Here is a 10,540-nt window from a genome sequence, read left to right on the forward strand (position 1 = left end):
CTGACGGCCCGTCCGGCGAGCGCCGAGGGACGGCCGTCGGTCGCCGCGACGTGGCACGGCAACGCCCGGCTGCTGACCTCCCCGGCGCGGCGGTACGTGTACATCGGGCTGTGGGTGCCGAACGGGCTGATCGTCGGCTGCGAGTCGCTGTTCGTGCCGTACTCGCCGTCCCACGCGGGCCTGCTGCTCGCGGTCGCGGCGGTCGGGATGCTCGCCGGGGACGTGCTCGCCGGACGGTTCATCCGGCCGGAGTGGCGCGAGCGGCTCGGCCCGTTCCTGCGGCTGCTGCTCGCCGCCCCGTACCTGGTCTTCGCGCTCGACCCGGCGCTTCCTCTCGCGGTCGCCGCGATCACGCTGGCGTCGGTCGGGTTCTGCTCGACGCTGCTGCTGCAGGAACGGCTGATGGCGCTCACCCCGGACGAACTGCACGGACAGGCGCTCGGCCTGTTCTCGTCCGGGATGCTGGCGATGCAGGGGGTCGGCGCGACGATCGCGGGCACCGTCGCCCAGTTCACCGGCCCGGCGGCGGGGATGGCGGTGATGGCCGCCGCGTCCGTCGCGGTCACCCTCGCGATCGCACCGGGCCTGCGCCCGCCGGTCCCCGCCGAGCCGGTCCGGGCGTCCGCCGAAGGAGCCTGAGCGTCGGCGAGGCGTTCCGAGCGTCGGCGAATGCCCAAATCCGGTCCATGTTTCCGCAGCTCGGGCATTCCCCGCTCGGCGCGCGGAGATCACCGTGAGGTGACCGAGCAGACCGAGTACGACGAGCGGCTGTGGAACCGGGGCGACGTCGTCCTGCGGTTCCCGGCCGACCGCTCCGTGGGCGAGATCCAGATCGTCGCCGTCGGGAACGAGGACGACGACATCCAGCTGCTGGACGCGCGCGGCGAGGTGACCGTCCCCGCCGGGCACATGGCGTCACTGGAGATCCCGGACGGAACGACCGCCGGCGACCTGGCGTTCCTGGACGACCTGCCGGAGGACGCGCTCGCCGGTTTCGCCGCGTCCGGAGTCTCGTCCGAGGGCCTGGAGCGGCTGGCCCGGCAGAAGGAGCTGTTCCAGGTTGTCCTGGAGGAACCCGCCGGAGACGACATCGCGCTCTCCCGCCTCGCCGACCTTCCCGAACTGGAGATCCTCGGCGTGGAGGACGACACGAGCCCCGGCCGCTGGTTCGCCCGCTTCGCCGGATCCGGCCTCATGAACCTGGAGGTCTCGCGGCGGCACACCGACCAGGAGGCGCTCGCCGGGATCGGCACGATCGAGGGCCTCTACTCCCTGCGCCTGCTCTCCGCCGACCTCGAAGCCGACGGCCTGGACGCGTTCGGCACCCTCGACGGCCTGGAGTCGCTGACGATCTGGACGGACACCCCGCTCGAACCGTCCCACTTCCTCTTCGCCACCCGGCTGCCGGACCTGGAGGTGCTGGAGGTCAAGGCGTCCGACGGGAGCGACCTGCTCTCCGCCGAGCCCCTCCTCGACCTGATCCGCACCCTCCCGGACGTCGAGATCAACGGCCTCTGGTACCCGGCCGAGAAGCTGCCGTCCCTCACGCCGGGCGACATCGCCCACGTCGGCGACCAGAACGTCGTCGCCATCGAGAACGCCGACGACTTCGACCGCCTGGTCGCGCGCGCCGGGGAGAAGCCCGTCCTGGCCTACTTCACCGCCAAGTGGTGCGGCCCCTGCAAGCAGTTCGGCCCCATCGTCGAACGCTTCGCCGCCGACAACGCCGACCGCGTCACCACCACCCGCATCGACATCGACGCCGCCCCCGAACTCGCCGACCGCTACGAGATCCAGGGCGTCCCGACCGTCCTGGTCATCCGCTCGGGCGAGGTCATAGCCGGCCACGGAGGCTCCCTCCCCCGCCGAGACCTCAACCACTTCCTCCACCACGCCCTCGACCACTGACCACCGCAGAACGTCGCGGAAATTCGCCCGCCCAGGCGTCCAAGAGGAAGACGCGGGAACTCAGTTCACCGCGCGGCGCGGTTGAGCAGTCCCTTCCAGGCATCGGCGCTCAGAAGCAGCTTGGGCCCGTCCGGATCCTTGGAATCCCGCACCGCCACCACAGGCGCAACAACCCCAACCTCCACGCATTGCCCACCGGTGTTCGTGCTGTGCGAGCTCGTCCGCCACGCAATGTCAGCCACTTCGATGCAGGCGCCTCCGGTGTTGCCGCTGAAGCTGCCTTTACGCCAGGAAACAGCCGTCCAGTCTGCGATTTCCACAGGGCCTCCAGTGCTGTGTGCCGTAGCTTGAAAGTTCCCACCCCGACAGCCCTGGACGCAACAACTCACTTCGGTCGCCCGTCGCCAGGATGGCCGCTCATCCCCAGCGACATGAGCGGCCATTCCCGACGAAGAATAAGCGTGGGCGTTTACGTCACTGCGTGGCGCGGTTGAGCAGGCCCTTCCAGGCGGCGGCGCTCAGAAGCAGCTTGGGCCCGTCCGGATCCTTGGAATCCCGTACCGCCACCGCAGGCTCAACAACCCCAACTTCAACGCATGCACCGCCTGTGTCCGTGCTGTGCCTGCTCTTGCGCCATACGATGTCCCCCACCTCGACACAGTTGCCCGTGCCGCCACTGTGGGAACTCGTTCGCCATGCGAAGTTCGCTACTTCGATGCACTGCCCACCAGTGCTACCGCTATGACTACTCTTGCGCCAACGCGCAGCTGACCAGTCGGGACCGTTCACAGAGCCTCCAACGCCTCATGCAGAAAGCTCAGGGTGCCGGTTGTGGACTTCGCCGCACCTCTGATCATGTCGAAGCTTACTCGGTACTCCTGCACAGTCGTCTTGGTCCCCGTGAAGAACCCGCCAGCGTAGTCCTCCGTGTACACGAGGTCCGGCCTTCCTTCGAATTCCAGGACGGAGAAGGCTCCGAGAAGCCCAAGGTAGGCCCCTTCACTGAAGGGGACGACCTGGAGAGACACGTTGTACATCTCTCCAATCTCCATCAGCCGCTCATACTGCCCTCGCATCACACCAGCACCACCAACACAGCGCCGAATTGCCATTTCATCGAATACCGCGATGATCTTAGGCGGCTTCTTGCGAACCAGTATTTCCGAACGAGACATGCGCGTCTCCACCAGCTTCTTCGCCTCGGCGGGACCGTAGCTCACCTTCATGATCTCGTAGGCATACTCGGGCGTCTGAAACAGCCCGGTGATCATAGTCGGCTCGAAAAGGTGCATTACTGATGCCTGCGCCTCACGCTTCAGGAACTCCGGGAATCCAGGCGGGAGCAGATGGAGGTCCCGCTCCTCCTCGATCTCCTCCCAGCGTCGGGCGAAGGAGCCCGCGCACGAGAAGAAGGTGTCGCAGTCCTCGGCAAACTTCTGTGAGGGGATGTTCCTGCACGCCTCAAGTTGGCCGATGAGCGAGGCGTCGTAGCCAAGCCGTTCGGCCAACTCGACCTTGTTGAGTCCGCGCTGCACCCGCCACGCGGTCAGGTCCCCGGCGAACGCCCGGATCGCTCGTCCCTCGTACGGCTCCTTGCTCGCGGTCATCGCGTCTCCCTCTGGGGATCAGGTGCGCGGATCGATGACCGCCCGGGAGGTGGTCCTGTCGCGGTCCGTTGCGGTCTGTCGCTGAGCGTAGCCGAGTACGGAAGGCTTTGTGATGCACATCACGCACGACAGACAAGGCGGCATATGAACACCCGAACCCTCAGCGACGAGCAGGCGCTGGACGCGCTGCGGCGCGAATACACAGGTCACCGCATATGGCGGGCCCGGCGCAGGGACGGCCGGCCCGGCGACTGGTGCGCCACGCTCCACGACCCGGACGAGGGCATCGACCCGACCGTCATCCGCAGCGCCGCCGACGAGCTCTGGGACGAGCTGGCCCAGGAGCGCCGCCGCGCGCAGATCCGGGGGTCGCTGTGATCGCCCGCCCGCTCCCGTCCCCCAACCGGCTGCGCCGCCGCTGGATGCGTCACCGGCTCAACCGCGTCCGCAAGCTCCTTCAGCGCGCGGGCTGGATCGTGGACACCCGCTACGACGCGCCGATCCCGCTGCTGCACGTCCGCTCGGCGATCTCCCCGCACCTCGGTGAGAGCGTCCTCGTCCTGCGGGGACGGCACGGCTGGTACTACCGCTCGTCCAGCGGGGACTGCCTCGCGTCCCATCGCCGTCCCGACCTGGCCGTGGACCAGCTCACCGCCATCCTCACCTTCTGGACCGCCCCCACCCCTCGCCGCTCGTCCGACACCGCGCCCGAGATGTGACTTCACGGTGTCCGGGCTCACCGACTCGCCTGCTCGTCTCGTCTGGAGGGAACTGATGAAGGACACGGACACCTACGGCTTCGCGAGGGAGCTCGCGGACATGTACAGCCCGGCCGCCTACGAGGAAGGCGAGACGAAGGGCGAGACCAAGGCCCTCGTCAGCGTGCTGGAGGCACGGGACCTCCCGGTCTCCGACGAGATCGCGGAGAAGATCGTCAACTGTCCCGACAACGAGACGCTGCTGACGTGGCTCCGGCGGGCGGCGGTCGCGACCAGCGTGGACGAGGTCTTCGGGGACTGAGGACGGTCCGAGCGGGGAACGGAACGCTCGTCCGGGGTTTCGGACGGGCGTTCCGTCGTTTTCGGCTGGCGCGGTGAGTTCCTCGGGGCTGGACGGTCGTATCCGGTGACAGGAAGGGGTCGGGCGCATGGGCAAGGTCATCGCGATGGAGCATCTGACGCTGGACGGGGTGATCCAGGCGCCCGCGGCCGCGGACGAGGACCCCCGGGGCGGGTTCCGGCATGGTGGGTGGGCCGCCGAGCGGCAGGACCCCGCGATGCAGCAGGCCATGGGTGCCCGGATGTCGGACGCGTGGTCGCTGCTCGTCGGACGCGTGACCTACGCGCGGTTCTTCGACTACTGGCCCAAGCAGCCGCCGAACCCGATCACGGACGCGTTCAACCGCGTCGAGAAGTACGTGGTGTCGACGACGATGACCGAGCCGCTGCCGTGGGAGGGCTCGACGCTGCTCGACGGGACCGAGGCCGTCGCGGAGCTGATGCTCCAGCGCCGAGAACCTGGTGGTCTTCGGAAGCGGCGCGCTCGTCCGGTCGCTGCTGCGGGACGGGCTGGTGGACGAGATGGTGCTGATGATCCACCCGATCCTGCTCGGCTCGGGCATCCGGCTGTTCGCGGAGAAGGGCGACGAACCGAGGGGGTTCGACCTGGTCGAGTCGGTCACGACCGGGAACGGCGTCTTCATCGGGACGTACGCGCTCGCGAAAAGCTGAAGGCCCGTCCCACAGGGGGGACGGGCCTCTCGCAGGGGTCAGTCTTCGAGGTTCGCGGCGGTCACCGAGATCTCGATCTCCTCGGCCGGCGCGACGCCCATGGCGACGGCCAGCTTGCGGAAGCGGGCCGCCTCGTCCGGGCGGTTGCGGCGCTCCAGCGTGCGGGCCAGCGCCTCGTGCGCCCACCCGTTGCTCGGGTCGATGTCGAGCAGCCGCCGGAACGCGTCCTCGGCCCGGCCGAGCTGGGCGCTGTGGAAGTACGCGCGGGCGAGCAGCTCGGCGACCGCGCCGTTGCCGGGCTCGGCCTCGGCGACGGGGGCCAGCAGGCGCGAGGCCGAGATGTAGTCCCGCGCCTCGAAGAACATCTGCGCGCGCTGGAACTCCTCGTAGGTGTTCATCTGCTCCCTCCCGGTCCCGCTGTTCGTTGAACCTTCAACCAGAAGGGTCCGGCTTTCATTCCACGGTGACGTCGCGGAAGGAGAGCTGGGGGCCGTCGTGGCCCGGCGGCTTGATCCGCCCCAGGTAGAGGTACCGCCCGCGGTAGGACGTGTCGGACACGGTCGCGCCGCGGCCGCCGTCGCGCCGGACGGTCACCGTGCCCGGGGTGACGGTCACCCGCAGGGCCGCGGTCGTCCCGCTCCGGGTGATCGGCGGCGTCCGGACGGACGTCAGCAGCCGGTGGTCCTTGTAGAGGTCGAGACGGCCGTCCTGGCGCAGGACGAGGTCGTAACCCCCGGTTCGGGAGGTGTACGGGTCGTCCGTGGGAGAGGCGAACTGGATCGCGGCGGCGTCGGCGCGCCGGGTGCTGAGCCGGTCGAAGCGGACGGTCGCGCGCAGCGTGTACGAACGCCCCAGGACGGCCCAGCCCTGCCGGGTGAAGAGGTCGGCGCGCCCGTAGGGGATCGTCCACCAGTCCGGGGACGTGAACCGGCCGCGCTGGTAGGCGGTCAGGGCGGCGGCGGTCTGCGCCTGACCCATGTGGCCCGGCGAGTAGGTGCCGGTGGCGAACGGGTCGGACGTGCGGCGGTAGCGGGATCCGTGCAGGTAGACGGGGTCGTCGGTGTCGATGCCGCGCACACCGAGCCGGTACAGCCGGTCGCGGCGCGTCTGGGACTCGACGTTGAAGCACGCCACGACCAGCCCCGCCCGGACGTACCGGGCGATCAGCGCGTCCGGGAGCTGCGAGTTGACCGAGACCCGCTGTATCCCCGCCTTCTTCACCTGGGCGGGTGAGGCGGCGTCCGCCTGTCGTTCGGTGCCGATGAGGAGCTGGGCGGTGATGCCCGCCTTCCGCGCCGCCACGGCGTCCGCGAGGTGGTCGGTCTGCATCTGGACGTGTCCGGTGAGGCGGCGGGCGACGACGTGGTCGATGACGAGGCGGGCCGCGCGGGAGTCCTTGGGGTGGGCGAGGAGCTGCTTGCGCGTCGCGTACCTGGTCAGCACCTCGTCCAGGAGGAGCGGGTGCGTGTCCTTGGCCGTCCCGCCGAACCACGAGTGCGCGTCGATGCGGAGCTTCTTGAACTGCCTGCTCGTGCGGGCGGTGACCCGTCCGTGCTCGGGCGTGATGCGGTCGACGGTCGGGTCGTGCCAGACGCCGCCGACGCCGTCCTTGAGCACCTGGACGTCGAACTCCAGCAGGTCGGCGTCCGGATCACCGAGGCCGGACTCGAACGCCGACGCCGTGTTCTCCGGCGCGAGGAACGCCCCGGACGCCCGGTGCGCGATGAAGAACCGCTGCGGCAGCCGGAACCCCGTGGCGGTCTCCGCGCGGGCCGGGGGTGACCAGATGGGGACAAGGACGGCGGCGGTCACGGCGGCGACGAACGGGCGACGCATGGCGAACCTCGCTGGTGGGGGGAGTGTGTCCCGGACGCTACTCACCGCGAGTGATCGGCCCGTGTCATTGAGGTGAACTTGCTCCGTATGCCGGACTGGCTGAGTTCGCCCATGTGAGCGCCGATTTTCAGTTAGATGTGCAGACCTTCGTTCATGTCACCTTCACCCCAGAAGGAGCTCGATGCTCAGGAAGCTGCTCGTCACGGCCGCCACCGGCCTCGTGGCCACCGGTGTCGTCACCGGCGTCGCCGCCCCGGCGAACGCCGCCCCGGTCTCCGCGCCGGCGGTGTCCGCCGCGCGCTGCCACTCCCACAAGGTCGGCAAGCACTGGGAGTGCGTCACGCCGGGCTCGTACTGCCCGACGGCGGCGCGCCTGCACTACGGGTACGCGTACAAGACGGGCAAGCGGTACCGCTGCGTCCGGTACACGAACGGCCAGTGGCGCTGGAAGCGCGCCTGACCTTCCGGACGGACGCGCGCACCGCCCCGGCTCGCCCGGGGCGGTTCTTTTATGCCCGTTCGTTCTGGGACGCCGGCGGCGGCGGGGGTCGGGGGGACGGTGGAGAGCGATCGCGTCCGGCCGCCGGGCAGAAGGTCCGGCGGGGACGCCGGAACCCCACCCGGGAGGAGCGTTGCGCACCCACCGCCTCAACGCCGTCGCCGCCGTGGCCGCCGCCGCGGCGCTGACGGGCGGCGTCTTCGGCTACCTCGTCCATCCGTCCGCCGGCTCGGCCGCGCCCGCCGTGCCCGTCGCCGCGCCCCGGCACTCGTCCGGGACGCTGCACGTCGCGCTCAACATGCCCGCCGCCGACCGGGAGCGGGCGGCGGCGCTCGGCTTCGACCTGTTCGACGTCGGCCCGGACGAGGTCGGGTCGCTGCCGAAGGACGGCCGCGCGCTGGTCTGGGTCGGCAACACCACGTGCGGCGGGTTCGGCCTGTCCGCCGACGACTTCGGCTCGACCGTGAAGCGCCTGGCCCGCGACCCGCGCGTGTACGGCTGGTACCTGTCGGACGAGCCGAACCCCGCGGAGTGCCCCGGCATCGTCGGGCAGATCCGCGAGCGCGCCGACCTGATCCACCGGTACGCGCCGGGGCAGAAGGCGTTCGCGTCCCTGACCGACTGGACGATGACGCCGCTCAAGCCGTCCGCGACGCACCTGGACCTGATCGGCCTCGACCCCTATCCGTGCAGGTCGGACGCGTCGGGCTGCGATCCGAAGGCGATCGGGGCGATGGTCGCGCAGGCCGACCGCGCCGGGTTCGCGCGGGCGATGATGGTGCCGGTGATCCAGACGTTCGGGCAGGCGTGCAGCGCCGGCGAGAAGAACTGGAAGCTGCCGACGCCCGCGCAGCTCACGACCATCCTCGGGCAGTGGGAGGCGGTGCTGCCGCACCCCGCGTTCGACATCAGCTACTCGTGGGGCCACCAGTCGGACTGGGCGTGCCCGACGCTCGCCGACTCCCCCGGCCTCCAGCAGGTCATGAAGCTCCACAACACCCGTCCGGCGCGGCGGACGCCCGCCCCGCCGACCGCTTCACCGACCGGCCCGACCAGCACGCCGACCGCCCCGGGGCCCGCGCCGAGCTGCGCGCCGACCGCCGACGGCCGCCGGGCATGATGGGGGGCCGAGTTCGGCCGAGGGGGGCTCACATGATCGACAAGGCGGACGTCCGCGCCGCCGCCGCGCGGATCGCCGGGCACGTCCGGCGGACGCCGGTGCTGGAGAGCGACGCGTTCGGCGTGCCGCTCTGGCTGAAGCTGGAGCAGACGCAGCACGGCGGGTCGTTCAAGGCACGCGGGGCGTTCAACCGGCTGCTCACCGCGGCCGAGCAGGGCGTGCTTCCGCCGTCCGGTGTGGTCACCGCGTCCGGAGGCAACGCCGGGCTCGGGGTCGCCTACGCCGCCGGAACGCTCGGGGTGCCCGCGCGGGTGTTCCTGCCGCGCACCGCGCCCCCGGTGAAGGTCGCGAAGCTGCGCGCGCTCGGCGCGGACGTGCGGCCCGTCGGCGACAAGTACGCCGACGCGCAGGAGGCCGCGCTCAAGGACGCCGCCGACAGCGGTGCGCTCTTCTGCCACGCCTACGACCAGCCCGAGGTCTGCGCGGGCCAGGGCACGATCGGCCTGGAGCTGCTGGAGCAGACCGGCGGCGCGTTCGACACGGCGCTGGTCGTGGTCGGCGGCGGGGGCCTGATGGCCGGGATCGCGACCGCGCTGGACGGCGAGGCGTCGGTCGTCGCGGTCGAACCGGAGCTCTGCCCGACCCTGCGCACCGCGCTGGACCAGGGCGAGCCCGCTCCAGTCGCGGTCTCGGGCGTCGCCGCCGACTCGCTCGGCGCGTCCCGGATCGGCGAGATCGCGTTCGACGTCGCGCGCCGGACGGGCGTGCGGTCCGTCCTGGTGCCGGACGAGGCGATCACCGAGGCGCGGCGGACGCTGTGGGAGCGGCACCGGCTGGTGGCCGAGCACGGCACCGCCGCCGCCCTCGCGGCCCTGCTCACCGGGGCCCACACGCCCGCGCCGGGCGAGCGGGTCGCGGTCGTGGTGTGCGGTGCGAACACCGATCCGTCCGATCTGGTGCGCCCGTAGGCCCGTCGGTGCCACCATGTCCGTCATGAGCGAACTTACTTTGACTCCTGAACGCACGGCGCTGGTCGCGATCGACCTGATGGAGCGGATCGTCGCGCAGCCGACCGCCCCGCACACCGGGCCCGACGTCCTCGCCCGCTCGGTCCGGCTGGCGGACGCCCTGCGCGAGGCGGGCGGGACGGTCGTCTGGGTGCGCGTCGAGCGTCCGGGCGTGGACGAGCAGCCGCCCGGCAGCGGCCTGTGCCCCGAGATCGAGGTCGCCGCGTCGGACGTGGTGGTGGTCAAGGGGACGTGGGGCGCGTTTCAGAACACCGGGCTGGAGACCGCGCTGCGCGAACGCGGCGTCGACACCCTCCTGCTGACCGGCCTGGTGACCAACTTCGGCGTCGAGTCCACCGGACGCATCGCCGACGAGGCCGGGTTCCGGACGGTCTTCGTCGAGGACGCGATGAGCGGCCTGGACGCGCACGCGCACGAGTTCGCCGTCGACTACGTGTTCCCGAGGCTCGGCACGGTGGTCGCCACGGAGGAGGCGGTCACCGCACTCACTTGCTCAATTGCGCGATAGCTTTAGAGTGGGTCGGGGAATCGTCCTGGAAGGGGTGGGATCGCCGTGGTGGGAGAACTGTCACCGACGCACTGGCTGATCGTGATCATCGTGGGCCTGCTGCTGTTCGGCTCGGCGAGGCTGCCGAAGATGGCGCGCTCGCTGGGGCAGTCCGCGCGCATCCTGAAGGCCGAGATGAACGGCCTGGCCGACAAGGACGGGACCCCCGGGGAGAACGAGTCCCCGGTCGTCGGCGCCGCCCCCCCGGGGGGCCCCCAGCCGGGCCCCCGCACCGAGGGGCGGGCCCGCTCCCGGTCGTAGGCAG

General features: G+C 70.9%; 16 protein-coding genes. 11 read left to right on the forward strand and 5 right to left on the reverse strand.

Features of this window, described 5'->3' with window-relative positions; all coding sequences use genetic code 11:
* Together AB0J52_RS14100 and AB0J52_RS14105 are read left to right on the forward strand one after the other, a co-directional pair.
* Nucleotides 1-639 (forward strand): MFS transporter (locus AB0J52_RS14100; protein WP_500181986.1); only part of this gene is annotated, 639 nt, incomplete at its 5' end.
* 99 nt (nt 640-738) lie between these two features.
* Entirely contained in the window at nt 739-1,908 is a 1,170-nt protein-coding gene (locus AB0J52_RS14105; protein WP_500181987.1) for a thioredoxin family protein, read from the forward strand.
* Between the two features lie 65 nt (nt 1,909-1,973).
* On the opposite strand, the gene AB0J52_RS14110 is transcribed toward AB0J52_RS14105, so the two are convergent.
* The 3 genes from AB0J52_RS14110 to AB0J52_RS14120 all read right to left on the reverse strand — a co-directional run bounded on the left by AB0J52_RS14110 (nt 1,974) and on the right by AB0J52_RS14120 (nt 3,515).
* Entirely contained in the window at nt 1,974-2,228 is a 255-nt protein-coding gene (locus AB0J52_RS14110) for a DUF397 domain-containing protein (RefSeq protein WP_500181988.1), read from the reverse strand.
* Between the two features lie 154 nt (nt 2,229-2,382).
* Nucleotides 2,383-2,697 (reverse strand): DUF397 domain-containing protein, encoded by a 315-nt coding sequence (locus AB0J52_RS14115; RefSeq protein ID WP_500181989.1) that lies wholly within the window; start codon nt 2,695-2,697, stop codon nt 2,383-2,385.
* Nucleotides 2,694-3,515 carry a helix-turn-helix domain-containing protein gene (locus AB0J52_RS14120; protein WP_500181990.1) on the reverse strand — a complete coding sequence of 274 codons (822 nt, stop codon included), beginning with the start codon at nt 3,513-3,515 and terminating at the stop codon, nt 2,694-2,696. Before AB0J52_RS14120 ends, AB0J52_RS14115 begins: the two co-directional genes overlap by 4 nt.
* Nucleotides 3,516-3,659: 144 nt before the next feature.
* Between AB0J52_RS14120 and AB0J52_RS14125 the strand changes: the two genes are divergently transcribed.
* The 4 genes from AB0J52_RS14125 (at nt 3,660) to AB0J52_RS14140 (ending at nt 5,245) form a co-directional block, all read left to right on the forward strand.
* The gene (locus tag AB0J52_RS14125; RefSeq protein WP_500181991.1) at nt 3,660-3,893 is read left to right on the forward strand and encodes a hypothetical protein; all 234 of its coding nucleotides are present in this window, start codon (nt 3,660-3,662) and stop codon (nt 3,891-3,893) included.
* Nucleotides 3,890-4,234: a hypothetical protein gene (locus tag AB0J52_RS14130; RefSeq protein WP_500181992.1), complete on the forward strand. Its 345-nt coding sequence runs from the start codon at nt 3,890-3,892 to the stop codon at nt 4,232-4,234. The genes AB0J52_RS14125 and AB0J52_RS14130 overlap by 4 nt, the downstream gene beginning before the upstream one ends.
* Before the next feature lie 55 nt (nt 4,235-4,289).
* Nucleotides 4,290-4,535 (forward strand): hypothetical protein, encoded by a 246-nt coding sequence (locus AB0J52_RS14135; RefSeq protein ID WP_500181993.1) that lies wholly within the window; start codon nt 4,290-4,292, stop codon nt 4,533-4,535.
* A 500-nt stretch (nt 4,536-5,035) separates the two neighbouring features.
* Entirely contained in the window at nt 5,036-5,245 is a 210-nt protein-coding gene (locus AB0J52_RS14140; protein ID WP_500181994.1) for a dihydrofolate reductase family protein, read from the forward strand.
* 38 nt (nt 5,246-5,283) lie between these two features.
* Here AB0J52_RS14140 and AB0J52_RS14145 read toward each other — a convergent pair whose 3' ends face one another.
* On the reverse strand, nt 5,284-5,643 hold the full coding sequence (locus AB0J52_RS14145; protein ID WP_500181995.1) for a tetratricopeptide repeat protein: 360 nt from the start codon (nt 5,641-5,643) through the stop codon (nt 5,284-5,286).
* A 55-nt stretch (nt 5,644-5,698) separates the two neighbouring features.
* On the reverse strand, nt 5,699-7,081 hold the full coding sequence (locus AB0J52_RS14150; RefSeq protein ID WP_500181996.1) for a glycerophosphodiester phosphodiesterase: 1,383 nt from the start codon (nt 7,079-7,081) through the stop codon (nt 5,699-5,701).
* Nucleotides 7,082-7,262: 181 nt separating this feature from the next.
* Here AB0J52_RS14150 and AB0J52_RS14155 point away from each other — a divergent pair, with 181 nt between their 5' ends.
* The 5 genes from AB0J52_RS14155 to tatA all read left to right on the forward strand — a co-directional run bounded on the left by AB0J52_RS14155 (nt 7,263) and on the right by tatA (nt 10,536).
* Entirely contained in the window at nt 7,263-7,541 is a 279-nt protein-coding gene (locus tag AB0J52_RS14155; protein ID WP_500181997.1) for a hypothetical protein, read from the forward strand.
* A 172-nt stretch (nt 7,542-7,713) separates the two neighbouring features.
* Nucleotides 7,714-8,700, forward strand: coding sequence for a hypothetical protein (locus AB0J52_RS14160; protein WP_500181998.1), 987 nt, complete (start codon nt 7,714-7,716; stop codon nt 8,698-8,700).
* A 32-nt stretch (nt 8,701-8,732) separates the two neighbouring features.
* On the forward strand, nt 8,733-9,668 hold the full coding sequence (locus AB0J52_RS14165; RefSeq protein WP_500181999.1) for a threonine/serine dehydratase: 936 nt from the start codon (nt 8,733-8,735) through the stop codon (nt 9,666-9,668).
* A 25-nt stretch (nt 9,669-9,693) separates the two neighbouring features.
* The gene (locus AB0J52_RS14170) at nt 9,694-10,236 is read left to right on the forward strand and encodes an isochorismatase family protein (RefSeq protein WP_500182000.1); all 543 of its coding nucleotides are present in this window, start codon (nt 9,694-9,696) and stop codon (nt 10,234-10,236) included.
* 48 nt (nt 10,237-10,284) lie between these two features.
* Nucleotides 10,285-10,536, forward strand: coding sequence for a Sec-independent protein translocase subunit TatA (gene tatA / locus AB0J52_RS14175; protein WP_500182001.1), 252 nt, complete (start codon nt 10,285-10,287; stop codon nt 10,534-10,536).
* The last annotated feature ends 4 nt before the right edge of the window (nt 10,537-10,540 follow it).

It is taken from the genome of Spirillospora sp. NPDC049652 (assembly GCF_040675125.1).
Classification (GTDB): domain Bacteria; phylum Actinomycetota; class Actinomycetes; order Streptosporangiales; family Streptosporangiaceae; genus Spirillospora.